Source organism: Patulibacter medicamentivorans (assembly GCF_000240225.1).
Classification (GTDB): Bacteria; Actinomycetota; Thermoleophilia; order Solirubrobacterales; family Solirubrobacteraceae; genus Patulibacter; species Patulibacter medicamentivorans.
The window spans coordinates 1-24,656 of record NZ_AGUD01000074.1 but is presented as its reverse complement, the minus strand read 5'-3'; the positions used below and the strand labels follow the sequence as shown (position 1 = coordinate 24,656).

23 protein-coding genes and 2 pseudogenes are annotated in these 24,656 nt (G+C 73.4%); 9 read left to right on the top strand and 16 right to left on the bottom strand.

The features are described from left to right. From PAI11_RS07300 to PAI11_RS07290, 3 genes and pseudogenes are all read right to left on the bottom strand, one after another. Nucleotides 1-263 (bottom strand): annotated as a pseudogene (locus PAI11_RS07300) (hypothetical protein); the annotation flags it as partial. A 13-nt stretch (nt 264-276) separates the two neighbouring features. Next, nucleotides 277-2,550 carry a DUF2142 domain-containing protein gene (locus PAI11_RS07295; protein WP_007572479.1) on the bottom strand — a complete coding sequence of 758 codons (2,274 nt, stop codon included), beginning with the start codon at nt 2,548-2,550 and terminating at the stop codon, nt 277-279. Next, nucleotides 2,547-3,728, bottom strand: a complete 1,182-nt coding sequence (locus tag PAI11_RS07290) for a glycosyltransferase family 2 protein (protein ID WP_007572477.1) — start codon at nt 3,726-3,728, stop codon at nt 2,547-2,549. The genes PAI11_RS07295 and PAI11_RS07290 overlap by 4 nt, the downstream gene beginning before the upstream one ends. A 139-nt stretch (nt 3,729-3,867) precedes the next feature. Here PAI11_RS07290 and PAI11_RS28280 point away from each other — a divergent pair, with 139 nt between their 5' ends. Continuing rightward, nucleotides 3,868-3,996: a hypothetical protein gene (locus PAI11_RS28280; RefSeq protein WP_007572475.1), complete on the top strand. Its 129-nt coding sequence runs from the start codon at nt 3,868-3,870 to the stop codon at nt 3,994-3,996. A 27-nt stretch (nt 3,997-4,023) separates the two neighbouring features. On the opposite strand, the pseudogene PAI11_RS28450 reads toward PAI11_RS28280, so the two are convergent. From PAI11_RS28450 to PAI11_RS07270, 4 genes and pseudogenes are all read right to left on the bottom strand, one after another. Further along, nucleotides 4,024-4,311 (bottom strand): annotated as a pseudogene (locus PAI11_RS28450) (DUF192 domain-containing protein); the annotation flags it as partial. Beyond that, a complete protein-coding gene (locus PAI11_RS07280; RefSeq protein ID WP_007572473.1) occupies nt 4,308-4,730 on the bottom strand; it encodes a type II toxin-antitoxin system VapC family toxin in 423 nt (140 codons plus the stop codon). The gene PAI11_RS07280 and the pseudogene PAI11_RS28450, both read right to left, overlap by 4 nt. After that, nucleotides 4,727-4,960, bottom strand: a complete 234-nt coding sequence (locus PAI11_RS07275) for a FitA-like ribbon-helix-helix domain-containing protein (protein WP_007572472.1) — start codon at nt 4,958-4,960, stop codon at nt 4,727-4,729. Before PAI11_RS07275 ends, PAI11_RS07280 begins: the two co-directional genes overlap by 4 nt. A 162-nt stretch (nt 4,961-5,122) precedes the next feature. After that, on the bottom strand, nt 5,123-5,962 hold the full coding sequence (locus PAI11_RS07270) for a hypothetical protein (protein WP_007572471.1): 840 nt from the start codon (nt 5,960-5,962) through the stop codon (nt 5,123-5,125). 139 nt (nt 5,963-6,101) lie between these two features. Here PAI11_RS07270 and PAI11_RS07265 point away from each other — a divergent pair, with 139 nt between their 5' ends. Together PAI11_RS07265 and glmS are read left to right on the top strand one after the other, a co-directional pair. Continuing rightward, nucleotides 6,102-6,383, top strand: coding sequence for a hypothetical protein (locus PAI11_RS07265; RefSeq protein ID WP_007572470.1), 282 nt, complete (start codon nt 6,102-6,104; stop codon nt 6,381-6,383). Between the two features lie 16 nt (nt 6,384-6,399). Further along, nucleotides 6,400-8,223: a glutamine--fructose-6-phosphate transaminase (isomerizing) gene (gene glmS, locus PAI11_RS07260; RefSeq protein WP_007572469.1), complete on the top strand. Its 1,824-nt coding sequence runs from the start codon at nt 6,400-6,402 to the stop codon at nt 8,221-8,223. Nucleotide 8,224: 1 nt separating this feature from the next. Here glmS and PAI11_RS07255 read toward each other — a convergent pair whose 3' ends face one another. The 3 genes from PAI11_RS07255 to rfbC all read right to left on the bottom strand — a co-directional run bounded on the left by PAI11_RS07255 (nt 8,225) and on the right by rfbC (nt 11,649). Then, nucleotides 8,225-9,250 (bottom strand): COX15/CtaA family protein, encoded by a 1,026-nt coding sequence (locus PAI11_RS07255; protein WP_007572468.1) that lies wholly within the window; start codon nt 9,248-9,250, stop codon nt 8,225-8,227. Between the two features lie 99 nt (nt 9,251-9,349). After that, nucleotides 9,350-10,384, bottom strand: coding sequence for an Ig-like domain-containing protein (locus tag PAI11_RS07250; protein ID WP_007572467.1), 1,035 nt, complete (start codon nt 10,382-10,384; stop codon nt 9,350-9,352). 707 nt (nt 10,385-11,091) lie between these two features. Beyond that, entirely contained in the window at nt 11,092-11,649 is a 558-nt protein-coding gene (gene rfbC, locus PAI11_RS07245) for a dTDP-4-dehydrorhamnose 3,5-epimerase (protein ID WP_007572464.1), read from the bottom strand. Nucleotides 11,650-11,714: 65 nt separating this feature from the next. On the opposite strand from rfbC, the gene PAI11_RS07240 reads away from it, so the two are divergent. Then, on the top strand, nt 11,715-12,308 hold the full coding sequence (locus tag PAI11_RS07240) for a class I SAM-dependent methyltransferase (RefSeq protein WP_007572463.1): 594 nt from the start codon (nt 11,715-11,717) through the stop codon (nt 12,306-12,308). On the opposite strand, the gene PAI11_RS07235 is transcribed toward PAI11_RS07240, so the two are convergent. Next, nucleotides 12,305-13,801 carry a lipopolysaccharide biosynthesis protein gene (locus PAI11_RS07235; protein ID WP_007572462.1) on the bottom strand — a complete coding sequence of 499 codons (1,497 nt, stop codon included), beginning with the start codon at nt 13,799-13,801 and terminating at the stop codon, nt 12,305-12,307. The two genes, PAI11_RS07240 and PAI11_RS07235, sit on opposite strands and share 4 nt — an antisense overlap. 82 nt (nt 13,802-13,883) lie before the next feature. Here PAI11_RS07235 and gmd point away from each other — a divergent pair, with 82 nt between their 5' ends. After that, nucleotides 13,884-14,849 (top strand): GDP-mannose 4,6-dehydratase, encoded by a 966-nt coding sequence (gene gmd, locus PAI11_RS07230; protein ID WP_007572461.1) that lies wholly within the window; start codon nt 13,884-13,886, stop codon nt 14,847-14,849. 28 nt (nt 14,850-14,877) lie between these two features. Here gmd and PAI11_RS24075 read toward each other — a convergent pair whose 3' ends face one another. Continuing rightward, nucleotides 14,878-15,591 carry a class I SAM-dependent methyltransferase gene (locus PAI11_RS24075; protein WP_050897156.1) on the bottom strand — a complete coding sequence of 238 codons (714 nt, stop codon included), beginning with the start codon at nt 15,589-15,591 and terminating at the stop codon, nt 14,878-14,880. A 59-nt stretch (nt 15,592-15,650) separates the two neighbouring features. Here PAI11_RS24075 and PAI11_RS07220 point away from each other — a divergent pair, with 59 nt between their 5' ends. After that, nucleotides 15,651-16,811: a glycosyltransferase family 4 protein gene (locus PAI11_RS07220; protein ID WP_007572460.1), complete on the top strand. Its 1,161-nt coding sequence runs from the start codon at nt 15,651-15,653 to the stop codon at nt 16,809-16,811. On the opposite strand, the gene PAI11_RS07215 is transcribed toward PAI11_RS07220, so the two are convergent. Together PAI11_RS07215 and PAI11_RS07210 are read right to left on the bottom strand one after the other, a co-directional pair. Next, nucleotides 16,784-17,944, bottom strand: a complete 1,161-nt coding sequence (locus PAI11_RS07215; protein ID WP_007572459.1) for a glycosyltransferase family 4 protein — start codon at nt 17,942-17,944, stop codon at nt 16,784-16,786. The genes PAI11_RS07220 and PAI11_RS07215 overlap by 28 nt on opposite strands. 61 nt (nt 17,945-18,005) lie before the next feature. Further along, nucleotides 18,006-19,007, bottom strand: coding sequence for a GDP-mannose 4,6-dehydratase (locus tag PAI11_RS07210; protein WP_040598944.1), 1,002 nt, complete (start codon nt 19,005-19,007; stop codon nt 18,006-18,008). 401 nt (nt 19,008-19,408) lie between these two features. Between PAI11_RS07210 and PAI11_RS07205 the strand changes: the two genes are divergently transcribed. The 3 genes from PAI11_RS07205 to PAI11_RS07195 all read left to right on the top strand — a co-directional run bounded on the left by PAI11_RS07205 (nt 19,409) and on the right by PAI11_RS07195 (nt 22,728). Further along, entirely contained in the window at nt 19,409-20,311 is a 903-nt protein-coding gene (locus tag PAI11_RS07205) for a WecB/TagA/CpsF family glycosyltransferase (protein WP_007572454.1), read from the top strand. 78 nt (nt 20,312-20,389) lie between these two features. After that, nucleotides 20,390-21,676 (top strand): nucleotide sugar dehydrogenase, encoded by a 1,287-nt coding sequence (locus tag PAI11_RS07200; RefSeq protein ID WP_007572452.1) that lies wholly within the window; start codon nt 20,390-20,392, stop codon nt 21,674-21,676. Between the two features lie 83 nt (nt 21,677-21,759). Then, nucleotides 21,760-22,728, top strand: coding sequence for an NAD-dependent epimerase/dehydratase family protein (locus PAI11_RS07195; protein WP_007572442.1), 969 nt, complete (start codon nt 21,760-21,762; stop codon nt 22,726-22,728). 15 nt (nt 22,729-22,743) lie between these two features. On the opposite strand, the gene galE is transcribed toward PAI11_RS07195, so the two are convergent. Next, nucleotides 22,744-23,766, bottom strand: coding sequence for a UDP-glucose 4-epimerase GalE (galE, locus tag PAI11_RS07190; RefSeq protein WP_007572436.1), 1,023 nt, complete (start codon nt 23,764-23,766; stop codon nt 22,744-22,746). A 139-nt stretch (nt 23,767-23,905) separates the two neighbouring features. Further along, entirely contained in the window at nt 23,906-24,370 is a 465-nt protein-coding gene (locus PAI11_RS07185) for a hypothetical protein (RefSeq protein ID WP_007572434.1), read from the bottom strand. Nucleotides 24,371-24,656: the final 286 nt, after the last annotated feature.

Here is a 24,656-nt window from a genome sequence, read left to right as displayed (position 1 = left end):
ACGCCGGGGACCGGCGCGCAGCCGACGGCTCCCGGGCCGCCGAGCGCCACCGCGTCGGCGTCGGGCAGCACCGGCGCCACGTAGGTCGCTCGCCAGCCGGACGAGAGCCCGAGGACCGCCGTCACCGCGACGATCAGCAGGACGCCGACGGCGCCGGCGACCACCGCCGCCGGCGGGCGCCGGCGGGCGGGTCGTGATCGGCGATCGGCGAGCGCGTCGCCGTCGGGCCCCGCGGGCCCCGTCGCCGGCCGATCGTCGTCCATGCCGCGCGCCGGCCTACAGGTACCAGTCGCGAACGGCGGACAGCCAGCCGATGACCGCGATCACCGGCATGCCGGCGCAGATGACGCCGACGTAGGCGGACCGGACCGCGCCGACGCGGAAGGCTCCGACGCCGGCGGCCACGATCGTCGACAGCGCGGCCAGCGCGGGGAAGATGTAGCGCCCCTGCTCGCCGATCACCGCGCGCGGCACCTCGGTCGCGTACGCCACCGCGACGAAGGTCACCACCGAGGCGACGGCCGCGAGCAGGATCAGCGCCCCGCCGCCCCACTCGCGCCAGCTGTGCCGCAGCCGCCAGGCGGTCGCGGCCGCGAGAGCCCAGGCGATCCCGAGCGCGACGCCGATCGACCTGATCAGCCCGTCGCCGATCTTGGCGTTGAACCAGCCGAACTCGCCCCAGCCGCGCTCGACGTAGACGCTGAACAGCGGCAGCTTCTGGGTCCAGTGGTCGCCGGTCAGGTGCACGAACGGCAGGAACATCTGGACCAGGTAGTCGATCTGGGTCGACCGCGAGGTGCCCGGGACGGCGGCCGATCCGGCGGTCGCCGCCGAGCTGCCCTCCGCCGGATGGGTGTTGACCAGGGTCCCGGTCCCGCCGCCGAGCAGCGGCGACAGCCCGACCGCCCAGATCCCGTAGCCGACGGCCATCGCGGCCGGGATCAGCATCACGGTGCCGAGCGCCGTGCGGTCGCGGTGGCGCAGGACGATCACCAGCGCCCCGAGCGCCACCACCGGCCACAGCGCGAAGCCGGTGATCTTGGCCAGCGGCAGCAGCAGGGTGACGATCCCGAGCGCCGCCATCCGCCACGGGCGCGGGCCGTTGCGCCAGCCGTCCAGCAGGAGCAGCAGGCAGAGCGCCGCGAACAGGTTGACGAAGGTGTCGTTGTTGACCGTGCCCGAGATCGACGAGAAGACCGGTTGCAGCGCCGTGATCGTCCCGGCCACCCACCAGGCGGCCTTGACCCGCGGGAACATCAGGGCGGCGATCAGGACCGCCAGCGCGGCGACGATCGACGCGAAGAGCGCGTTGAAGATCCGCATCGCGACCAGCGTCTGCGGCAGGTCGAGGGCCCCGTGCAGCGCCCGGTAGGGCAGGCCGATCACGCCGTAGTAGAGCGGCGAGTGGCCGGTCGCGCTCTCGCTGTAGCCGCCGCCGTCGCGTCGCGACGCGCCGTGGTCCTGGCGCTCGAAGGCCCGCGACCAGCGGTCGTCCCAGCGCGGTCGCGAGCCGCCGGAGAGGATCGTCGAGTTGTGGTGCAGGGCGCCCATCAGCAGCGCCTGCTCGGTCGAGTAGGCGGGAGCGGCGCCGCGGGCGCGATCGGCCCGCTGGCCGGTCTCCGCCAGGTGCTGGGCGTAGGCGAAGTGCTCGCTCTCGTCGGCGCCGAAGAACGGCGGCATCAGCAGCGCCCACGCGATCCCGCCGAAGAGCGCGAAGGCGGCCGCCCGCAGCGCCAGGTCGCGGATGCTCCGCCGCTCGACGGTGGCGGCGGTGCGGACGACCAGGTAGCCGACGACGAGGAAGCCGAGCAGCACCAGCCACAGCAGCACGGCGCCGCCGGTGCCGCTCTTGAAGGTCGTCGCCCGCTCGAACGCCGTGCCGAGGTCGTCGAGGACGCTGGTCGAGCGCCCGTCGGCCTCGAGCCAGCGGACGGCGACGTCGACGTCGCGCAGCGGCTTGCCGCCGACGTCCGACAGCGGCCGGTCGCGCAGGCGCTGGACCGAGGCGCCGCCGAGGTCGATCGAGGTGTCGGCCGAGCGCAGGCAGAGCGTCGCCCGGCCCAGCTCGCGGCCGCCGCTCGGCCGCGGCAGCGCGATCGTCTTGTAGTCGCCGCGGGGATCGTCGAAGCGGGCCGCGATCCGCTCGCGGAGCCCGTCGGCCCGGAGCACGCCGGTGACCGAGACCGGGCGACCAGCGGCCTCCGGGAAGCCCATCCAGACCTGGACCCGGGCGCTGCCGGCCGGGACCTCGAGATCGCGGACGCAGACCCGCTCGCGCTTGTCGGCATGGCCGACGACCGCGGCGGCGTCGACCGAGTTGGTGCCGGTCAGGGGCGGCAGCGAGGCGGTGGCGAAGCGCGCCAGCAGCACCACCCCGAGCACCGCCACGACCGCGGCGGCGATCCAGACGGCGCGTGCGCCCGGGAAGGCCGTCCGCGCCAGCCGCGACAGCGGCCCGTCGCCGGTTGGCCCGTCGCCGGCGACGACTGGAGCCGCCGGCTCGTCCTGCTCGTCGCCGTCCTCGGGGTGCCCGGGCCGCTCGCCCGTCACCTGTCGCGCCGCAGCCCGATGATCGACAGCAGGAAGGAGGAGAAGAAGACCTGCAGGCCGATCACGATCATCGTCACCGAGGCGATTGCCAGCTTGGTCTCGCTGAGGGCGCCGAAGTCCTGCGACGCCCAGCGGATCACGATCACCGCGGCGGCGACGATGCCGACGACCGTGAGCAGGCCCCCGATCGCGAGCCCGTGCTCGAGCCGGTAGCGCGAGCGCATCCGATCGAACCACGGGTCGACGTCGCCCATGAAGTACATGCCGTAGGCGTGGGCGCAGAGCCCGAGCGAGATCACCTGGATCCCGACGATCGTGCCCAGCGAGCCGGCGATCAGCGAGTGGATGCTCCACTCGCGACCGAAGAGGCTCACGCCGGTCAGCACCGTGACCATCGCCAGGGCGCCGAGCGTCAGCAGCACCAGGCCCGGGATCAGGAACAGGTGGGTCGGGCTGTGGGCGAGCAGGAACCGCAGGTGCCGCCAGCCGTCGCGCCAGGTCGAGAGCTTCGACTCGCCACCGCGGGGGTGGTACTGGATGTCGAACTCGCGGATGTCGAGCTTGGCCTTGCTCGCGCGGATGACCATCTCGGACGCGAACTCCATCCCCGGCGTGCGCAGGTCCATCGCCGGCAGCGCGCTGCGGCGGACGGCGCGCATCCCGCAGTGGGCGTCGCGGACGCCGGTGCGGAAGAGGACGTTGAGGAACCCGGACAGCAGCGGGTTGCCGACGTAGCGGTGCAGCCACGGCATCGCCCCGGGCTGGATGTTGTTCATCCGGTTGCCCATGACGAGGTCGGCCCCGTCGTCCAGCTCGCGGACGAAGTTCGGGATCTCGTGGAAGTCGTAGGTCAGGTCCGCGTCGCCCATGACGATGTAGCGGCCCTTGGCGGCGTTGAACCCGCCCAAGTAGGCCGAGCCGTACCCGCGGACCGGCACGTGGACGACGCGTGCGCCCGCCTCGGTCGCGAGCTCGGCCGAGCGATCCTCGCTGGCGTTGTCGGCGACGATCACCTCGCCGGCGATCTCCGCGTCGTCGAGCGCCTGGCGCGCCTGCGTGACGACCGCGACGATGTTCTCCTCCTCGTTCAGGCAGGGGATCACGACCGAGACGACGTAGTCGTCCGTCGCGCCCGTGGCGGACGAGAGGGGTGGCCTGGTGGGGATCGTGGTGCTCATCGTGGGGGGCTACGAGGAGGGACACGCGAGCGGCCCGAAAGTCGCGCTGACGAGCCAGGAACCTCATTCAGGGTAGACGACCGGCCCCCGGGAAGGCGCCAGGACCCATGCGGCACACGACCGCGCGTACGATCGTCCGATGGCCCTCGCCACCCTCGGATCCGACCTCGTGACCGCCGGCGGCATGGCGCTCGTGATCGGGATGGGCGGCCTGCTGGTGCACCGCGCCACCCGTCGCCGGGCCGAGGACCGAGACCCCGACGAGTGAGGCGAGGGCCAGCGCCGCGGACGCTCCCCGGCCCGCCGCGACCTCGACGACCCCACCGCGCGCCGGCCGGCAGCTCCGCAGGCGGCCGGGCCCGACCCGCGCGTCGATCCGCAGCGGCAGGCCGTGGCGATCCAGCCAGACCAGGTCGATCGCGAACCGCATCCCGACGGTGTGGACCGACCGCACGGACAGCCACAGCCCCTCGTCCCCGGCGAGGCCGTCGCGTCCGAGCAGCCCACGGGCGCGGGAGCGACGCCCGATCGCCTCGGCGATCCGCCAGCCGTCCGGCCACCGGTGCGGGCACGCGCGAGTCATCCGACCGGGACGACCTCGACGTCGACGGTCCCGACGGCGACCGCGACCCGCGCCAGGCGGCGGTCGGTGGTCAGCAGCAGCCCGCGACCGGGGCCCGCCAGGCGCTCCGCCAACGCGAGGTAGCAGGCGTCGTAGGCCGTCAGGCGATCGCGCAGGGCCCAGGCCCGGGCCACCAGCGGCCGGTGGGGCCAGCGGCTCAGCGGCATCGCCGCCAGGCCGGCCAGCACCCGCAGGGCCGGCTCCGACTCGAGATCGCCGGCCGCGACCGCGCGACGCAGCGCGCCCGCGACCTCGACGTCGAGCAGCTCCGGGGCCGCGGGCGGGGCGCCGGCGCCGCGCAGCGCCGCGGCGACGCCGGGAGCGCCGTGACCCCCGGTCAGCAGCTCGTAGGCGGCGCCGGCGTCGAGGACGACCCTCATCGGCCCTCTCGGTGCTCGCGGACGTAGCGCGTGACGTCGACGCCGACGGCGCCCGCGAGCGGGCCGCGCTGCTCGAGCCCGCGCACGAACCCGCCGATCGACCCCTCGCGAGCGATCCGGGGCAGCTCCCTGCGGATCAGCTCCGACAGGCTCACTCCCTCGTCGGCAGCTCGCGCCCTGAGCTGCTCGTGCAGGTCCTCCGGCACGTTGCGGACCTGGATCATCACCATGCCTCCGTTCGTCGCGAGTGGTCGCATGCGGTCGACGACGACCACGTCCGCCACGCTGCCACCCGGCCGGCTCGTCGTGGGCGACGTCACCGGATCGGCACGAAGTCGGCACGGGGTCGTCGCACGGCGACGCTCGATCGCCGCGAACGCGGCCGGCCCGCGCTACCCCAGCCGCGAGACCGACCGGCCGTCGGCGGACCCGGTGAAGAAGACGCCGTCGCTGAAGAAGAGCGTCCACCGGGCCTGGCCGCCCGTCCCCGACAGCGCCACGTAGCTGACCCGCGAGGTCCCGCGACCGAGGCTCCGCGCCGCGCGGGTCGCGATCCGGGCCGGCGCCGCGCCGTCGACCTGCGAGAGCGCGAGCGCCGGCAGCCCGCTCGGCACGTTGGTCGCGACCAGGTCGGCGACCGCACCCCGCCACGTCACCTGGACGACCCGCAGCCGCCGGCCGACGACGATCGTCGCGTCGACCCGCTCGGGGGCCACCCGCAGGGTCAGCACCCGCCCGCCGCGGGCCCGCAGGCGCGCCAGCACCCGCCGGAAGCCGGCGGGCCGCAGCAGCGACCCGCGCTCCAGGCCCCGCGGCGCCCGCGACCGCGACACGGTCCGGCCGTCGATCGTCGTGCGCCCGTCGGGGTGGACCGTGGTCGTCGAGGAGGACGAGGAGCTGGTGCGGGTCTCGCTGATCGCGTCGAGCTTCTTGAACGCGTCGACCACGTCGTCGGCCACCCCCGCGGTCGAGACGACCGCCGAGATGCCCTTGCCGACGACGGCGAGGACGACGACCAGCAGCCCGAGCCGCAGGAGCACCCCGGGCCAGCGGGAGCCGGACGCCGAGCGGGAGGCCGGGGCCGGCGCGGCGGGGACCGGCGCGGCCGGGGGAGCCGCGCCCGCCGTCGGCCGGTCCTCGCCGGGGGCCGTGCCCCTCCGCGCGCCCGCGCCGAGGCCCTCGAGCGTGTCCTCGTCGATCTCGCGACCGAAGGCGTCGTAGCGCTTCGTCATTCGGCGCCAAGAGTACGTGGGGGCCGACGGCGGCTCAATGCGCCACAAGAGGGCAAGATCTGGCGTGATTGTGCATTATCTGCCCGATTTCGGGCAGATAGCTTGCGTTTCCGGGCGCTGTTCGCCACCATTCGGCGCCGTGACCGCCACCGGGCCGTCTCCGTCGTTCGGCGAGCTGCGCACCCATCTGGTGCGGACCACCTCGCTGACACCGAACGAGGCGGACCGCGTCATCGCCGAGGTGCTGCGCTACTTCGACGAGGACGTTCCCGGATTCGTGCGGCGCCGGCATCGCGAGCTCCAGGCGCGAGGCCTGCACAACCCGCAGGCCTTCGAGCGCATCTCCGAGGAGCTGTCGCACCGCCGGTTCGTCTCCCCCGCGCTCTCGCTCCGGCAGTTGCGCAGGATCGTCTACACGTAAGAGGAAACCCCCCGATATGTGCGGAATCGTCGGCTACGTCGGCACCCGTGATGGTGTGCCGATCGTCCTGGAGGGCCTCCAGCGCCTGGAGTACCGCGGCTACGACTCGGCCGGCATCGCCGTGGCGAGCAAGAGCGGCCTGAAGGTCCACAAGGCCAAGGGCCGGATCCGCGACCTGCAGTCGACGCTGCCGAAGCGGATCAAGGGCACGCCCACGATCGGCCACACGCGCTGGGCCACGCACGGCGCGCCGACCGACGAGAACGCCCACCCGCACGTCGACTTCAGCGGCCGCTTCGCCGTCGTCCACAACGGGATCATCGAGAACGCCCCGCACATCAAGGACCGGCTGGTCGCCGACGGGATCGAGCTGGCGTCGGAGACCGACACCGAGCTGGTCGCGCACCTGATCGGGCAGGCCGCCGTCGACCACGAGGATCCGGTCGCCGCCGTCCGTGCCGCCCTCCGCCGCGTCGAGGGCGCGTACGGGCTGGCCGTGCTCGACGCCCAGCACCCGGACCGGATCATCGTCGCCCGCCTCGGCAGCCCGATCGTGCTCGGCCTCGGCGACCGCGAGATGTACATCGCCTCCGACGTCGGGGCGATCGTCCGCCACACGAAGCAGGTCGTGCACCTCGAGGACGGCGAGATCGCGCTGCTCGAGCCCGACGGCTTCACCACCTCGACGCTCGACGCCCGCCCGGTCCAGAAGGTCTCCGAGCGGGTCGACTTCGACGCCGACGACTACGACCTCGGCCAGTACGAGCACTTCCTCCGCAAGGAGATCGGCGAGCAGCCGGAGGCCGTCGAGCGGACCCTCAGCGGCCGGATCGACGAGCGCTTCTCGACGGTCAAGCTCGGCGGGCTCAACCTGGAGCCGCACGACCTGCGCGCGATCAAGCGCGTGCACATCCTCGGCTGCGGCTCGGCCTACTACTCGGGCGAGGTCGGCGCGCACCTGATCGAGAGCCTGGCGCGGATCCCCGCCAGCGCCGAGCCGGCCAGCGAGTACCGCTACCGCAACCCGGTGATCGACCCGAACGGGCTCTACATCGCCGTCAGCCAGTCCGGCGAGACGGCCGACACGCTGGCCGCGGTCGAGGAGCTGACCCGCAAGGGCGCGCGCGTCCTCGGCGTGATCAACCAGGTCGGGTCGGCGATCGCGCGGGCCAACAACGGCGGCATCTACATCCACGCGGGGCCCGAGGTCTCGGTCGCGTCGTCGAAGAGCTTCACCTCGACCTGCGTCGCGTTCGCGATGCTGGCGGTCCACCTCGGCCGGATCCGCGACCTCTCGCCGGCCGACGGCGACCGGATGATCACCGCCCTGCGCGAGCTGCCGGCCAAGATCGCCGCGGTCCTCGAGCAGGAGGAGGCGATCGAGGAGGCCGCCAAGTGGCTGGCCGGCTTCGACAACGCGATGTTCATCGGGCGCGTCCGCGGCTACCCGATCGCGCGGGAGGGGGCGCAGAAGATCAAGGAGGTCGCCTACATGCACGCCGAGGCGTACCAGGCGGCCGAGCTCAAGCACGGTCCGCTGGCCCTGATCTGCCCCGAGATGCCGGTGGTGGCCGTCGTCCCCGACGACGAGCTGGGCGAGAAGCAGCGCTCGACCCTGCACGAGATCAAGGCCCGTGGCGGCCCGATCCTGGCGATCAGCCACGAGAAGCTGCCGGAGGAGCTGGCCGAGCGCACGATCGTCGTGCCCCGGACCGAGCCCGAGCTGGACCCGATCCTGCTCAACATCCCGCTGCAGCTACTGGCCTACCACGCCGCGCTGGCCCTGGACCGCGACATCGACAAGCCGCGGAACCTGGCCAAGAGCGTGACCGTGGAGTAGCTCAGCGGGGTGCTTCGCCGTCGGGCGGTCGGGTGCCGGGTCCGGCCACCTGCCACGCCCAGACCACGGTCACCCACGTCAGCGTGGCGAGGGTGACGTGGACCCACACCAGGCCGCCGGGCAGCTCGAGCCCGTACTGGATCAGGCCGATCACGCCCTGGACGCCGACCAGCATCCCGGCCAGCGTCAGGGTCAGCGTCAGCCGCTCGCCGGCGCCGCGGGCCTTGGCCAGCGACCAGACGGCGATGATCCCGATCCCGAAGATCGCGGCGATCGCCCCGTGGCGCTGGACGATCCACTCCAGCGTCCCGGTTCCGTGGACGTCGAATCGCTTGACGACGTCGCCGGTGCCCTCGCCGCCGCTGTTGGGGCCGGCGGCGGTCGCCAGCGTGCCGGCGGCCAGGGCCAGCAGGCCGAGCGGCAGCAGCGCGGCGACGGCGCGCCCGGTCAGGCGGTCGGTCGCCTGGTGGTCGCGCTTGGCGCTGGTGTCCTCGCCGGCCCGCCAGACCAGCAGCGCGGCGGGGATCAGCAGCAGGCTGATCGACACCAGGTAGTGGGCGCTGATCCAGATCCAGTCGAGGTCGTAGAGCACGCTGAGCCCGCCGATCACGGCCTGGGCGAAGATCCCGCCGAGCAGCCAGACCGACAGCAGCACCAGGTCCCTGCGCCAGCGGACGCGGGTCAGCGCGCAGAAGATCGCGAAGATCGCGGTGGCGCTGACCCCGAAGGTCAGCAGCCGGTTGCCGAACTCGATCAGGGTCGGCGTGTGGACGTGGCTGGGAAGCACCTCGGTCTGGCACTTCGGCCAGTTCGAGCAGCCGAGGCCCGATCCGGTGACCCGCACCAGCGCGCCGGTCAGCATGATCCCGACGTTGGCGAACAGCGCCAGCCGCGCGGCCAGCAGCATCCGCTCGGGCGACGTCCGGAAGCGGCGACGCAGACGGCGCAGGCGCGCGGGCGCGTCGTCGGCGGCGGGCGCGTCGCCGGAGGTCCCGGCCGGCGTCTGCGGAGCGCTGGTGCTCGACATCGGACGGAAGGATGGCGGATCGGGGGCCGCCGACGACCCGTGGGTGCTCCCGCGGCGACCGCGCCGCAGGGGCGGGGGCCCCACGGCGCGGTCGCTCGTTCAGCGGACGCGGATCGCGCGCACCGGCGAGCTGCCGGTCGCGTACGGGTAGTCGCCAGAGCGCCGCGCCCGGGCCCGCATCTGGAACCGGGCCGGGCCGGGCTTGCGGAAGCGGTAGTTCGTGGCGAACCGCCCGCCGCGGCCGCTGCGGACCGTCCGGAACGTGATCCAGCGCCCGCCGGGATCGCGCGCCTGCAGCTCGACGACCTTGCCGCCGGCGGGCAGGGGCCGGCCGACGACGCTGCCGGTCAGCCGCACCGACTGCCCGCGCCGCGCGGTCCGGCGGCTGAGCCGCAGGCGCAGCGCGGCCGAGACCCGCAGGCGCAGCTTCCGGACCGCGACGGGCTCGTCGTCGCGGACGCGCTGGTGGTAGGCGAAGACCAGCGACCGCGAGCTGATGCCCCTCGGGAGCTTCCAGCGGAACCGCCCCTCCTCGTCGGTCCGCAGCGACGTGCGCTCGAACGGGGGCGAGTTGCGGGCGTCGCGGGTGATCGTGGTGCGGACGTAGGCGCTGCGGATCGGCTGGCCCTTGGCCGTGGTCAGCTGGCCCTTCACGATCGGCTGCTGGTCGAAGCGGATCGATCGCAGGTCCGACTCCCGCCCCTCCCAGGCGACCTGCAGCCGCGCGTCGTCGACCGCCGGCGAGCCGTTGTTCGGTCCCGGATCGGTCCTGCGCAGCCGCTTCGTCGTCGGCCCGTAGACCGTCGCCTGGTTGCCCGCCGCGTCCTCGACCAGCACCCGGACGGCATGGACGCCCTCCGGAAGGTCCTTGGTGTCGAACGTCTTCAGGCCGCCGACGGTCGACGGGCACGGCTTCGGCGACAGGAACGTCCGCTCGCTGCCCGGCCACGACCGGCACGGCGCGTCGGCGAGGTTCACGTAGTTCTCGATCCGACCGTCGACCTCGATCGCGAGCCGGTAGACCCCGCCGCCCTGGTCGGTCGCCCCGAAGGAGATGCCGGTGGGGCCGGCCCAGGTGGTGTTGGTGACGGCGTCGCCGGAGGCACCTGTGACGTCTGGCGTATCGCGGTCCAACAGAGTGAAAACCCCACGAAAGACGTCGACCCTGGCAACGGGACCGTTGACGTCAGGCTGGCAACTTCCCGACGACGAAAGGGTCGGCGGAACGCAACCCAGCACCACTCGAACAGTCGATGCCCCGCCCGAGTTCGCGGTCATGCTGCGGCGGTCAACGATCCCACTGGCAAGGTGGCGAGCGTCATACACGGGATCCGCCTGCAGGGAGGTGAGAACCGAAACGTCGCCGACAGAGAGCGGGCCACCCAGGCCAGCCCGGCTGTAGCCGGAATAGTCGAGGCTGTAGGCAACGACCGACGTGCTCGGCGGTGAATGGAACTCCCAGAACAGCCACGAGGGAGCAGGCTGGCTCAAGGTCTCCGCTAGTGAGCCGATCAACGGCCCGCCGGTCCCACATCGGTCCTCAGCCCGGTTCCCGCCTCCGAGGCCGGTCTGCATGAGTCGCGGCGCCCAACCACCACCCTCTGCGGCAGCCGTCGGCGCCGGCGACCCATCAGGCGCACGGCACGTCCAGACCTCGTAGGTGCCGGCACGCGCGGCAGCGGCGGGCGTCAGCGCTCCGATCGCGACGATCGACGCGGTCAGCCCGATCCGGGCGACTCGGGACATGGTGGGACTCCGTTCTGGGGACATCGCAGGACTGACCCGCGAGGCCACCGAAGTTCGCCCCCGCAGTTGACGAGACGCGTCCTGCGTCCGGCTACCTAATACACGAACGGCAGTGTTTCCGTGACCTCGGCCAGCGTCGGACCGGTCGCGTCGCGCTCGGAGACCTGGATCGCCTCGGCCGGCAGCGGCCACGCGACCGCCACCTGCGGGTCGTCGTAGGCGATGCCGCGCTCGACCTCGCCCGAGTAGTACCGCGTCTGCTTGTAGAGCACGTCGGCGACGTCGCTGATGACGGCGAACCCGTGGGCGAACCCGACCGGCACGTAGAGCGCGTGCATGTTCTCGTCGGTCAGGTCGAAGCCCTCCCACTTGCCGTAGGTCGGCGAGCCCTTGCGGAGGTCGACGATCACGTCCCAGATCCGGCCGCGGCCGCAGCGGACGAGCTTGGCGCAGCCCTCGCCGATCTGGAAGTGGAGCCCGCGAACGACCCCGCGCGAGGACCGCGAGTGGTTGTCCTGGACCCAGCGGTCGTGGATGCCGTGCTCGGCGAGCACGCTCTCGCGGAACGTCTCGCAGAAGAACCCGCGATCGTCGGGGAAGACGCGCGGCTGGACGAGCTTGGCGCCGGGGAGCGACGTGTCGAGTACCTGCATGAGGACCGGGGACGTTAGCCGGGCGAGCGTCGCCGTCGGGCGGCGAGACTCATAGAGTCCGGCCCATGGCCTACTTCGACTGGCACGGCGAGCCGGGCTACTTCCGGGACATCACCAGGCACTTCGCGCCGACCGCCAAGCTGCTCGACGTCGGCTGTGGGACCGGCTGGATCGCCCGCCACTTCCCCGACTACACGGGCCTCGACGGCTCCCCCGACGCGGTCGCCCAGGCGCAGGAGCTGGGGCGCGACGTCCAGCTCGGCGACGCCGACCAGCCGCTGCCCTTCGACGACGGGAGCTTCGACGGCGTGGTGCTGAAGGACCTGCTCGAGCACGTCGCCGACCCGGTCGCGGTCGTCCGCGAGGCGCTGCGCGTCCTGCGGCCGGGCGGCCTCGCGTTCGCCTCGTCGCCGGACGCCCAGCGTTGGGTCTGGAACGACTACACCCACCGTCGCCCGTTCACGCTCAAGGCCTTCCGGCTGCTGTTCGCCGACCAGGGCTTCGAGGTCGCGAAGGCCGGCTACGAGTCGGTGATGCCGGGCACGTCGATCGTCAGCGCGCGACTCCCATCGCACCGGCGCCCGGCCCCGCTGCGGGCCGCCGCCTGGCTGCCGATCGTCCGGCGCAACGTCTGGATCCTCGGCCGGCGCCCCGCCTAGGAGCGGCCGAGCCGCGCGCGCAGGGGCGCGAGCGCCTCCTCGGGGACGGCCCGCAGCGCCGTGACCGCGACGACGAACGTCGCCAGCGCGGCAGCCGTCTGCAGCAGCTCGCCGACGGTCCCGTCGGTCAGCGCCGCGACCCCCGCCGCGACCCCGCCGGCGACCGCCAGCGCCGCCACCACCGCCGCCACCCAGCGCCGCTCCAGCCGCAGGCCGTAGCCGGCCCGCCGCAGCACCGCGTAGTAGGCGATCGAGAGGCCGATCTCGGTCGCCACCATCGCCCCGGCGGCACCGACCGCGCCCCACTGCCGGGCCGCCACCGCGGTCAGCACCAGGCTGACGGCGAGCGTGACGCCGTTGAGGCGCAGCAGGATCCGCTGGCGCTTCTGGGCGAGCAGCAGGAACGAGCCGGTCGCGACGGCGAACGAGCCGATGATCGCGACGGCATGGATCCGCAGCACATCGGTCGCGTCGACGAACTTCTCGCCGCCGAGGATCGAGATCACCAGCGGCGCGCCCGCCCCGATCCCGACCGCCGCCAGCGCGCCGAGCAGGATCGTCGCCTGGTAGGTGCGGGTTCCCGCGTAGCCGAACCGCGCGTGGTCGCGGCCGGCCGTGTGGGCCAGCACCGGGAAGGCGCTGCTGACGGCGATCATCGCGGTGCCGACCACGACCGCGAAGACGCGGAACGAGAGCGCGAAGAGCCCGCTCTCGTGATCCGAGGTCGAGAGGTCGGTCACGACCTGCGCGACGTAGGGGTAGAGGGTGCCGATGCTCGTCGCGGCGGCGAACGTGACCGAGATCCGCAGCAGCCGCCGCATCGCCGCGAGGTCGAAGGTCGGCACCAGCGGGGCCAGGCCGCGGGCGGCCACGATGCCGAGCAGCAGCGTGACGACGGCCGCCGGAACCGCTGCTCCGAGCAGCAGCCCGGCGCCGGCGCCCGCGGCGACCAGCACGACCTGCAGCAGCGCCTGGGTGGCCTGGCGGCCGAGGTCGAGGGCGCCGACCCAGCCGAGTCGCAGCGATGCCTGGAGCGGGATCACGTAGGTGACCGGCAGCGCGTAGATCACCAGCCCGAGGCCGGCCAGCAGCGTCCCGAGCCACAGCTCCGAGTCGAACCCCGCCAGCGCCGCGAACGCGATCATCCCGAGCGCGCCGGCCACCATCATCACCAGCCGCATGCCGAGCATCACCCGCATCAGGCGATCGCGGTCGGCGCCGCTGCGCGTGACGTACTCGCGGACCCCGAGCGTGGCCAGGCCGAAGTCGGCGACGACCAGCGCGACCGTCGAGAGCGACACGACGGTCGTGAAGCCGCCGAAGCCCTCCCTGCCCAGGTGACGGGCCACGACCGACGCCGACACGACCGTCACCAGCGCGCCGATCACGTAGGACGCGACCCGCAGCGCTCCGCCCGAGACCACCCGCCCGCCGGCCTCGGCGGTGTCCAGGACGGCGGTGGCGTGCCGCTCGTGGGGGTCGGGTGCAGACACGACGCGCCAGGCTACTCGCCGGGCTCTCGATCGGCAGCGGTGGCGCGACGCGGTCGGCGGCGGAATCCGTAGGCTTGCGCGCATGCCGAAGCGCGCCCTCATCACCGGGATCACCGGCCAGGACGGCTCCTACCTCGCCGAGCTGCTGCTCGAGAAGGGGTACGAGGTCCACGGCATGGTGCGCCGGGCATCGACCGAGAAGTTCGACCGGATCGAGCACCTCCGCGACAAGGTCACGCTGCATCAGGGCGACCTGCTCGACCAGCGCTCGCTCGTCGACACCCTGCGCGCGGCCCAGCCGGAGGAGATCTACAACCTCGCGGCGATGAGCTTCGTCGGGCTCTCGTGGAAGCAGCCGACGCTGACCGCCGACTTCACCGGCGTCGGCGTCACCCGGATCCTCGAGGCGATGCGCGAGACCTGCCCCGAGGCGCGCTTCTACCAGGCGTCCTCGTCGGAGATGTTCGGCAAGGTCCGCGAGGTCCCGCAGACCGAGGAGACGCCGCTCTACCCGCGCTCGCCGTACGGCGTGGCCAAGGTCTACGGCCACTTCATCACGGTCAACTACCGCGAGTCCTACGACCTGCACGCCACCAGCGGCATCCTCTTCAACCACGAGTCCCCGCGCCGTGGCCTGGAGTTCGTGACCCGCAAGATCACCTGGCACGCGGCCGCGATCAAGCTCGGCCTGCGCGAGAAGCTCGCCCTCGGCAACCTCGACGCCAAGCGCGACTGGGGCTACGCCAAGGACTACGTGGTCGCGATGTGGCTGATGCTGCAGCAGGACGCGCCCGAGGACTTCGTGATCGCCACCGGCCACACGCACACGGTCCGCGAGTGCGTCGAGGTCGCGTTCGACGAGGCCGGCCTCGGTGACTTCGCGCCCTACGTCGAGATCGACCCGCAGTTCGTCCGCCCCGCCGAGGTCGACCTCCTGATCGGCGACCCGACCAAGGCCAAGGACCAGCTCGGCTGGGTCCCCGAGACCAGCTTCGAGGAGCTGATCCGGCTGATGACCCGGGCGGACCTGGAGCTGCTGTCGAAGTAGCTGGTTCGCCGGCGGCCTTCCGGCAGAATCACGACACCGCTTCGCGGCGGCGCACCTCTGCCGGCTTGACCGCCCGCGCCTCGACGTTGGTGTCGAGAAGTTGCAGGAGCGGTGTCCGCGCCAGTCGCTGATTAAGTCGCCACAGGCCATCCGCACGGCGAGTCAACGCCTCGTGGTGCACGGTCAACGGCAGGAAGTTCGACCGGCGCACCCACTCGACATCGAATCCGGCAGCGTCGAGGGCCCATCGCGTGGACCGAACGCCCCAAAGCGTGTCGTGGACCCTCATCCCGTGGTAAGGAAGACCGCCGATCCTCGCCACCAGCTCCAGCAAGGAGAAGCGGTTCGGGAGCTTGTAGACGAGCAGCGTCCCGCCAGGCCTCAACACTCGACGCAGTTCGATGAGCGAGGCCAACGGCTCGGCAACGTGCTCCAGCACTCCGCAGGACAGCACCACATCGAAGCTCGCGTCCTCATACGGCAGCCGCACTGGATCGTTCGACCGTGTCGCGCTGAGCTCGGGGTAACGCTTGAAGGGGACGCTCTCAGCGCCAGAGGACTCAGGGTCATAGTCAAACGACGAAACATCACCGCCTCGCTCAACCATCAAGTGCGAGATCTGGCCCGCTCCGCAACCCCAGTCAAGGATGGGGCCGCCATCGGCAGCCTCGACCGCCTCATCGGCCACCGCGAGGTACTCGCGGGCCTGAAGTGCGGCTTCCAGGTAGTCGTTAACTGCCATGCGGACCGACGTTATCGGCTCGTCCGAACTGACACGTCGACAGCTATCGTGGCCGCCCAATGCGCATCTGCGTCATCTACGACTGCCTCTTCCCCTGGACCGTCGGCGGAGCCGAGAAGTGGTACCGGAACCTCGCCGAGCGGCTGGCGGCGGAGGGGCACGAGGTCACCTACCTGACGCTCACGCAGTGGGACGCCGACGATGCCCCGGACCTGCCCGGGGTCTCGGTGGTCCCCGTCGGGCCGCGGCTGGAGCTGTACGTCGGCGATCGGCGGAAGATCGGGCCGCCGTTGCGGTTCGGGCTCGGGGTCCTCGCGCACCTGCTGCGCCACGGCCGCCGCTACGACGTCGTCCACACGGCGTCCTTCCCGTACTTCTCGCTGCTGGCCGCGGCCGTGGCGCGCCCGCTCGGGCGCTTCCGGATCAGCTGCGACTGGTTCGAGCTCTGGAGCCGCGAGTACTGGACCGACTACCTCGGCGGCGTCGGCGGGCGGATCGGCTGGACCGTCCAGCGGCTGTGCGCGCGGGTCGGGCAGCAGGCCTACGTCTTCAGCCGCCGGCACGGCGATCGCCTGACCGAGATCGGCTACCGGGGCCGGCCGACGATGCTGACCGGGATGTACGCCGGCAGCCTCGAGCCGCCGCCCGCCACGCCCCCCGCCGATCCGCCGACCGTCGTCTACGCCGGCCGCATGATCCCCGAGAAGCGCGCGCACCTGGTCGTCGACGCCGTCGCCGCCGCCCGCGAGCGGATCCCCGATCTGCGGGCCCGGATCTTCGGGGCCGGACCGGAGGCGGAGCGGATCGCCGCGCGGGTCGCCGAGCTGGGTCTCGGGGACGTCGTCGAGCTGCCCGGGTTCGTCGCCGCCGAGGAGATCGACGACGCGATGCGGACCGCGCTCTGCGTCGTCCAGCCCTCCGCCCGCGAGGGCTACGGGATGGTCGTCGTCGAGGCGTCGGCCCACGGCGTTCCCGCGGTCGTCGTCGAGGGCGAGGACAACGCCGCCGTCGAGCTGGTCGACGAGGGCCGGAACGGCTTCGTCGCCGCCGAGCCGACCGGCGGCTCGATCGCGGCCGCGGTCGTCCGCTGCCACGAGCAGGGCGAGCAGCTGCGCGCCGGCACCCGGGCCTGGTTCGCCGAGAACGCCGAGCGGCTCTCGCTCGACGGCTCGCTGCGGACCGTCGCCGACGGCTACGCGGCCCCGAGCGCCCGCTCGTAGCTGCGCGCCGTCTCCTCCGCCGCCCGCTCCCAGGAGAACGTCGCGGCCTGCGCCAGGCCCGCGATCCGCAGTCGCTCGCGCAGCGGCTCGTCGCCCAGCAGGCGGTCGATCGCAGCGGCGATCGCGCCCGGGTCGGCCGGGTCGAACAGCAGCGTCGCGTCGCCGGCGACCTCGGGCAGCGACGCCCGGTCGCTGCACGCCCCCGGCACCCCGCGCGCCAGCGCCTCGAGCACCGGCAGGCCGAAGCCCTCGTAGAACGACGGGAACACGTGGGCCGTCGCCAGCCGCCACAGGCCCTCGACGTCGGCCCGCGACAGCCAGCCCGGGAAGCGGATCGCCTCGCCGACGTTGCGCGCCGCCGCCCGCCGCAGCAGCACCGGCTCGTGCTCGGTCACGTAGCCGGGCACGACCAGCAGCGGCCGCCGCTCGGGCGGGATCCGCGCCAATGCGTCGATCAGGCCCTCGACGTTCTTGTGCGGCCGCTTCGCCGCCATGCTCAGCAGCACCGGCCGATCGCCCAGGCCCAGCCGGCGGCGCAGCTCGTCCTCCGCCGTCGGGACCACCGCGCCCACGCCCTCGCGCGGCGGGACCGTCGTCGCCAGGTGGACGACGTCGACCTGCTCTGCGGCGGTGCCGATGAAGCGCACCACGTCGTCCTTGGTCGCCCGCGAGTCGGCGATCACCCGTCGCGACGCGCGCACCGCGGCCGGTACCAGCAGCCGCATCCCGAGCCCGCGCAGCCCGAAGTGGGCCTCGGGCGCGACCGCGTAGTGCAGGTCGTGGACGGTGGTCACGCGCGGCGGCCCGCCGGCCAGGCGCCCGGGCCCGGTCGACGCGAGGCTGTGGATCAGGTCGGCGCCCTCGGCCGCCGCCAGCCGCGGCACGTGGCGCTGCTCACCCCACACCCACTGCTTGCGGTCGCGCGCGTCGACGTCGGCGACCACCGATCGAACCGGCCCGTTCCATGGCGCGTCGCGGTCCTCGGCGGCCACCCGGTTGACGATCGCGACCGGCTCGACGCCATCGAGCGCCGCCAGCCGCGGCAGCAGCTCGCGGGCGTAGACCTCCATCCCGCCGGTCTCGCCGGGGACGAGGAAGATCAGGTTCAGGGCGACGCGGAGGGGGGACGGCACGGCGCGCCAGATCGTCGCAGGCCCGCTCCGGGGACCGCGCGCCCGCCGGCTCGCCCGGCGATCAGGCGCGCTCGACGCCCAGCCGCTCCAGGTCGGCGGCGACCATCTCGGCGACCAGGTCGTCGAACGTCACCTGCGGCCGCCAGCCGAGCGTCTCGATCGCGCGCGACGGGTCGCCGACCGGCGGCCACTGCTCGGGCGGGCGGACGAAGCGGGGGTCGACGACGACGCGATCGCGCGGGACCCCGTCCGGGCCGGTGACGATCCGCTCGACCCCGGCGGCGGCGAAGGCCGCGTCGACGAGATCGCCGACGGTGTGCGGGATGCCCGAGGCGAGCACGTAGTCGCCGGGCTCGTCGTGGCGCAGGGCGAGGACCATGCCGTCGACGATGTCGCGGGCGTGCGACCAGTCCCGGACGGCCGCCTGGTCGCCGAGCGTCAGCGTCTGCTCGCGCCCCGCCGCGATCGCAGCCACGCCGGCCGTGACCTTGCGCGGGAGGAAGCGCTCGGGCCGCCGCGGCGACTCGTGGTTGAAGGTGATCGCCGAGACGAGGAAGCGGCCGTGGTGGGCCCGCAGCGTGCCGACGAGCCCGTGGGCGGCCAGCTTGGCCACCCCGTACGGGCTGCGGGGGCGCTTCGGCGCGTCCTCCGCCTGGGGCGAGACGCCGGCGTCGCCGAAGATCTCGCTCGAGCTGGCGACCAGCACGCGGACGTCGCCGCGCAGCTCGCCCGCGGCCGCCAGGACCGTCGCCGTGCCGACCGCGACCGCCGTCGTGACCTCGGTCGGGTCGCGCCACGAGTCGGGCACGAAGGTCGGCGCCGCCAGGTGGTAGATCTCCTCCGCGCCGGCGTCGACGACCGCGCGCCGGATCGAGCCCCCGTCCAGGAGGTCGGCCTCCAGCAGCTCGACCCGCCCCTCGAGGTGGCCGAGGCCCGCCGCCGCCAGCGCGCCGTCGGCGCGCCGGACGGTGCCGACCACCTCGTCGCCGTCGGCCAGCAGCCGCTCCGCCAGGTAGCCGCCGTCCTGGCCGGTGATCCCCGTGATCAGCACCCGTCGGCTCATCGGCCCACGCCCTTCGTCGGGATCTTGCGCGCCGGGGCCGCCGCCGCGGTCGGGGGCTCCCCGCCACCGGAGCGCGAGGAGGCGTTTCGGCGAGGGATCCGGGGCACGACGCGAGACACGGTAGCGGAGGGTCGACCGCGTTCCGGCCCGGTCGCTCCCCGGCCGGCGCCACCCGGTGGACGCCGGCGGCCCCGGATCGGCGCGCCCGCAAGCGCCGCACGCGATCATGCACGACGTAGTGCACCCGACCCGCTCGATAGCCTGGAGACCCTACGGCCGTCCGCGTACCCCCGATCGCGCAGCCGCCGCAACTCTCGTCGCACACGCGGGTTTGTGCCCGTGACACCGGTTCCGACGGCGCCCCCGAGCCGCCGAGCCGCCCCTCGAACGGTCCCACCCACATGCACCACGACGGCCAGACGGTCACCAACGCGGACGTGCTGAGCTCGCTCGCCACCCCCCCGCCGCAGGTCGAGGTGCTCGGCGTTCCGCTGGCGCTGACCACCTACGACCGGACCCTGACCTGGATCGACGCGATGGTCGCGTCGCGCCGCCAGGGCTACATCTGCGTCGCCGCCACCCACACCGTGATGGTCTGCCAGGAGGATCCCGAGCTGCGGGCCGCCGTCCTCGGCAGCTCGCTGACGGTGCCCGACGGCCAGCCGCTGGTGTGGGCGCTGAACCTGCTCGGCCACGAGCAGCCCAACCGCGTCTACGGGCCCGACCTGATGGAGCGCCACTGCGCCCGGGCGGCCCAGAACGGCACCCGCGTCTACCTGTACGGCGGACGCGACCGGCTGGCGCTCGACCAGCTGGCGCGACGGCTGCGCAACCGTTTCCCGGGCCTGCGGATCGTCGGTGGCTGGTCGCCGCCGTACCGCCCGCTCGACGCCACCGAGGAGCAGCGCGTCGTCGACGAGATCAACGCCTCGGGCGCCGACGTCGTCTGGGTCGGGATCGGCGTCCCGAAGCAGGAGAAGTGGATGGCCGCGATGCGTTCGCGGCTCGACGCGCCGGTCCTGCTCGGCGTCGGGGCCGCGTTCGACTTCCACGCCGGCCTGGTGCCGCAGGCGCCGCGCTGGGTCCAGTCGATGGGCCTGGAGTGGCTCTTCCGCCTGATCCAGGAGCCGCGCCGGCTGTGGCGGCGCTACGCCCGCTACAACCCGCTGTTCGTCGCCCGCTTCGGCGCCCAGCTGCTGCGTCAGCGGCTCTCGGGGCAGGCGACCGCCCCGGTCCTCCACGGCGGCCCGCCTCCGCGCCGCTCGGCGCTGCGCCGCCGGTCGGCGACGCCGGCCGGGCGCTAGCCGATGACGGCGCGCCCGCCCGCGTCGGGGAACGGGCACGAGGCCGGGCGGACCAAACGATCGTCTAGCCTCTCTGACGTGGACTTGGACGTCGCTGTCGTCGGAATCGGACGCGTGGGGCTGCCGCTCGCGCTGGCGTTCGCCGACCGCGGGCTGCGGACCCTCGGCGTCGACAAGGACGCCGATCGGGTCGCCACCGTCGCCGACGGGCGGATGCCGTTCTTCGAGCCCGGCGCCGAGGAGGTCCTCGACCGGGTCCGCGAGCAGGGCACGCTGGAGCTGACCTCGGACGTCACCCAGGCCGCCCGGGCGCGCCACATCGTGCTGACGCTCGGGACGCCGTCGTTCAGCCACATCGAGATCGACGTCAGCCAGATCCGCAGCGTTCTCGACGACCTGCTGCCGCACCTGCGCGACGGGCAGTGCGTGGTCCTGCGCTCCACGATCGCGCCGGGCACCACCGAGTTCGTCGCCGGCTACCTGGAGATGCACCGCGGCTTCACGGTCGGCAAGGACCTGTTCGTCGCCCACGTCCCCGAGCGGATCGCGGCGTCGCGGTTCTTCGACGAGATCTCGACGCTGCCGTGCATCGTCGGCGGGTTCGGCAGCGGCTCCGGCGACGCGGCCGCCGAGCTCTTCACCGCGCTCGGCGCCCCGATCGTCCAGACGACCCCGATCGAGGCAGAGCTGGCCAAGATCTGGACGAACATCCTGCGCTACACGCTGTTCGCGCTGCCGAACCGGCTGATGATGGAGTGCGAGCAGTACGGGGCCAACGTCTTCGAGGTCATCGACCTGATCAACCGCGACTACCCGCGGGGCGGCATGAAGCTGCCGGGGATGACCGCCGGCACCTGCCTGCGCAAGGACTTCACCTTCAGCGAGGAGCGCTCGCCGGCGCCCGGGATGCTGCTGGCCGTCAGCCGCGTCAACGAGTCGGTGCCGCTGTTCCTCGTCGACGGCCTCAAGCGCCGGCTGGCGGGCGAGACGCTGCGGGCCAAGAAGGTCGCCGTCCTCGGCCTGGCCTTCAAGTCCGACACCGACGACGAGCGCGACTCGCTGAGCTTCAAGCTGATGCGGCTGCTCGAGCGCGAGCTGGCGCTGGTCGCCGCCCACGACCCGCTGAGCCCGTCGTCGTCGCTGACGCTCGAGGAGGCGGTCGGCGGCGCCGACGCCGTCGTCCTGGCGACCAACCACAGCGGCTGGCAGGATCGCGCCGTCCTCGAGCGGATCGCCGCGCTGGCCGCGCCCGGCGCCGTGATCGCCGATCCCTGGGACTGCTTCGACCAGCGCGCCGTCTTCGGGGTCGCACGCGAGCTGGCCGACGCCACCGCGACGCCCGCGGCCGCGCCGACCGTCGCCTGACCGGCGGCCGACGGCCTCGGCGTCCCGCCGCCGGGGCGAGCACGGCGCGCATCGCGGGCGGGGGCCGTTAGCCTCCGCCGTCCATGTCCCGCGTTCTCGTCACGGGCGGTGCCGGCACCATCGGCGCCGCCGTCGTCCGTCGTCTGCTCTCCGATCCGCGCTTCGAGGTGCGGGTGTCCGACCAGCGCGAGGCGCCCGACTGGATGCGCGAGGGCTGCGAGGTCCACCGCGGCGACCTGCGGGACCAGGACGAGGCGGCGAAGGCGATCGCGGGCTGCAGCCACGTGATCCACCTGGCGGCGATCGTCGGCGGGATCGGCAACTTCCACAAGCTGCCCTACACGCTGACCGACATGAACTCGTCGCTCTACAACAGCGTGATCGGGGCCGCGCTGCGCAGCGACGACCTGGAGCGCTTCACCTACGTCTCGAGCTCGATGGTGTTCGAGGAGGCGACCGAGTTCCCGACCACCGAGGAGCACGTCTGGTCGGTCCCGGTGCCGCGATCGGCCTACGGCTTCAGCAAGCTCGCCGGCGAGGTCTGGGTCCGCGCCGCCCACGACGAGCACGGGCTGCCGTACACGATCTGCCGCCCGTTCAACGCCTACGGCCCCGGCGAGATGCCCGAGGACGAGCCCGGGATCGCGCACATGGTCCCGGACGTGATCAAGAAGGTGCTGGCGCTGCCCGACGGCGCGCCGCTGCCGATCTTCGGCAAGGGCGACCAGACCCGCACGCTGACCCACGTCGACGACATCGCCGATGGCGTCGTGACCGCGACCGGGCACGACGCGGGGCTGAACGAGGACTTCAACGTCTCGGCCTCCGACGAACGGACGATCGCCAACATCTGCGAGGTCATCTGGGAGCAGTGCGGCCGCACGGACGAGCTGCGCTACGACCACCAGCCGACCTTCCAGGTCGACGTCCAGCGCCGCTGGCCGAGCGTCGAGAAGGCCAAGCGGCTGCTCGGCTGGGAGTCCCGGATCCCGCTCGAGACGGGGATCGCCGACACCGTCCGCTGGCTGCGCCAGCACGTCCCGACGGCCTGAGGGTCGGCGACGCGCTCAGGCGACGGCGCGGCGGGCGTCCTGGGCGGCCTCGCGCTCGGCGGTCCCGGCGGCGTTCCAGGCCGACCAGGCGCCCTCGACCATCTCGGCCAGCCCGCGGCCCGGCTTCCAGTCGAAGTCCTGCTCGATCCGGCGGGCCGAGCCGACGATCTTGGCCGGGTCGCCGGGGCGGCGGGGGACGACCTCGTAGCCGAGCGCCTGCTCGTCGACCTGGGCCAGGATCGCCTCGATGATCTGGCGCACCGACACGCCCTCGCCGCGGCCGACGTTGTAGGCCGGCGCCAGCTCGCGCCCCTCCTCCAGCAGCACCGCCGCCCGCAGGTGCGCCTCGGCCAGGTCGACCACGTCGACGTAGTCGCGGACGCACGAGCCGTCCGGCGTCGGGTAGTCGTCGCCGAAGACCTTCGGCTGGCGGCCGGCCGAGAGCGCCCGGAAGACCAGCGGGAAGAGGTTGTAGGGGCTGTGGTCGACGATCGGCACCGGCTCCCGGGCGCTCGAGCCGACGACGTTGAAGTAGCGAAGCGAGGTGTGGCGCAGCGACGGCCGCGCCCGCGCCTGGTCGCGGATCAGCCACTCGCCGATCAGCTTCGACTCGCCGTAGGGGCTCTCGGGCCGCTGGGGCGCGTCCTCGGTGACGATCTCGCCCTCCATCGTCCCGTAGGTCGCGGAGCTCGACGAGAAGACCAGCCGGTCGATGTCGCGCTCGGCCATCTGGCGCAGCAGGACCCGCGTGCCCTCGACGTTGGCCCGGTAGAAGTCGAGCGGGACCTTGACCGACTCGCCGGCGTACTTCAGGCCGGCCAGGTGCACGACCCCGTCGAGCGGCTGGGCGTCGAGCGCGGCGGCGACCGCGGCGGGGTCCTCGACCCGCCCCTCGTGGAGGACGACGTCGTCGGGCAGGAACTCGCGGAAGCCGGACGAGAGGTCGTCGAGCACGACGACCTCGCGTCCGGCGGCACGGAACGCCTGCACGATGTGGGCACCGATGTAGCCGGCGCCGCCGGTCAGCAGCCAGGGCATGGCGGGGAGTGTAGGAGCCCGGGCTCGAGGGACCCCCGGTTCCGCCGTCGCCGTGCCGAGGTCCGTCCACCGGCCGACGGGTCGAGGGCCGCGATCAGCCTCCCGACGGCGGGGTCGCCGCGTCGCTGCCGCAGCGCGCTCACGCCCGCGCCGCCCACCGCGCCAGGCCGAGCAGCAGCACCGCGACCGCCGCGACAAGCAGCACGAGCACGGAGGCGGCGCCGTCGCCCGCCCTGGCGAACAGGGCGAGCCCGATGGCAGACGCCGCGAAGCCGCCAAGCGGGAGGGCCAGCGAGGCTGCCCAGGCGCGCGGGCCGCGCAACCGGCGGCCGGCCGCCAGCGACAGCGCGCACCACGCGATGCCCACGGCGAGCGCCCCGCCGAGGCCGTCGACCGTCAGCCAGGTCCCGAGCGAGGTCCCGCCGCAGTCGCTCTCGCAGAGTCCCTCCACGAGCAGGACGAAGGCGGTCGGGACGACGATCGCCGCGACCGCCGCCATCGCGCAGACCAGGGCCAGCAGCTGCCGGCCGACGACCGTCGGCCGCAGTGGCGGACGACGGCCGGTGGCGGGTTCGCTGGAGGTCGAGAGGAGGACGGTCGACATCTGGGACTCCGCGGTTCGTCGGTCGGGCGCGGCGCTGTCGACCGCTGGTCAGCAGACGGTAGCACCACTGCCGACCGTCGGTCAACAGTTGCTGACCGCCGGTCGACGAAGAGCTCGAAGGCAGGAACCAGCCGGGCCAGGGAGGCGCAGGCAGGCAGGAACGGAGCTGGCCGGCCCACCGCGGGCGACGGGGTCGCGGCGCCGCCCACCATCGGGCGGCGCCGTCCCAACCGGCGTCCCGTCGCGTCAGCCGCCCAGCGCGGCCGCGTAGGCGGCCGCCAGCCGG

What these genes read in the sequence shown, in the direction of transcription:
- PAI11_RS07290 (WP_007572477.1), bottom strand. Translation starts at nt 3,728, where the DNA reads ATGAGCACCACGATCCCCACCAGGCCACCCCTCTCGTCCGCCACGGGC.
- PAI11_RS28280 (WP_007572475.1), top strand. Translation starts at nt 3,868, where the DNA reads ATGGCCCTCGCCACCCTCGGATCCGACCTCGTGACCGCCGGCGGCATG.
- PAI11_RS07280 (WP_007572473.1), bottom strand. Translation starts at nt 4,730, where the DNA reads ATGAGGGTCGTCCTCGACGCCGGCGCCGCCTACGAGCTGCTGACCGGG.
- PAI11_RS07275 (WP_007572472.1), bottom strand. Translation starts at nt 4,960, where the DNA reads ATGGTGATGATCCAGGTCCGCAACGTGCCGGAGGACCTGCACGAGCAG.
- PAI11_RS07270 (WP_007572471.1), bottom strand. Translation starts at nt 5,962, where the DNA reads ATGACGAAGCGCTACGACGCCTTCGGTCGCGAGATCGACGAGGACACG.
- glmS (WP_007572469.1), top strand. Translation starts at nt 6,400, where the DNA reads ATGTGCGGAATCGTCGGCTACGTCGGCACCCGTGATGGTGTGCCGATC.
- PAI11_RS07255 (WP_007572468.1), bottom strand. Translation starts at nt 9,250, where the DNA reads ATGTCGAGCACCAGCGCTCCGCAGACGCCGGCCGGGACCTCCGGCGAC.
- rfbC (WP_007572464.1), bottom strand. Translation starts at nt 11,649, where the DNA reads ATGCAGGTACTCGACACGTCGCTCCCCGGCGCCAAGCTCGTCCAGCCG.
- PAI11_RS07240 (WP_007572463.1), top strand. Translation starts at nt 11,715, where the DNA reads ATGGCCTACTTCGACTGGCACGGCGAGCCGGGCTACTTCCGGGACATC.
- gmd (WP_007572461.1), top strand. Translation starts at nt 13,884, where the DNA reads ATGCCGAAGCGCGCCCTCATCACCGGGATCACCGGCCAGGACGGCTCC.
- PAI11_RS24075 (WP_050897156.1), bottom strand. Translation starts at nt 15,591, where the DNA reads ATGGCAGTTAACGACTACCTGGAAGCCGCACTTCAGGCCCGCGAGTAC.
- PAI11_RS07220 (WP_007572460.1), top strand. Translation starts at nt 15,651, where the DNA reads ATGCGCATCTGCGTCATCTACGACTGCCTCTTCCCCTGGACCGTCGGC.
- PAI11_RS07210 (WP_040598944.1), bottom strand. Translation starts at nt 19,007, where the DNA reads ATGAGCCGACGGGTGCTGATCACGGGGATCACCGGCCAGGACGGCGGC.
- PAI11_RS07205 (WP_007572454.1), top strand. Translation starts at nt 19,409, where the DNA reads ATGCACCACGACGGCCAGACGGTCACCAACGCGGACGTGCTGAGCTCG.
- PAI11_RS07195 (WP_007572442.1), top strand. Translation starts at nt 21,760, where the DNA reads ATGTCCCGCGTTCTCGTCACGGGCGGTGCCGGCACCATCGGCGCCGCC.
- galE (WP_007572436.1), bottom strand. Translation starts at nt 23,766, where the DNA reads ATGCCCTGGCTGCTGACCGGCGGCGCCGGCTACATCGGTGCCCACATC.
- PAI11_RS07185 (WP_007572434.1), bottom strand. Translation starts at nt 24,370, where the DNA reads ATGTCGACCGTCCTCCTCTCGACCTCCAGCGAACCCGCCACCGGCCGT.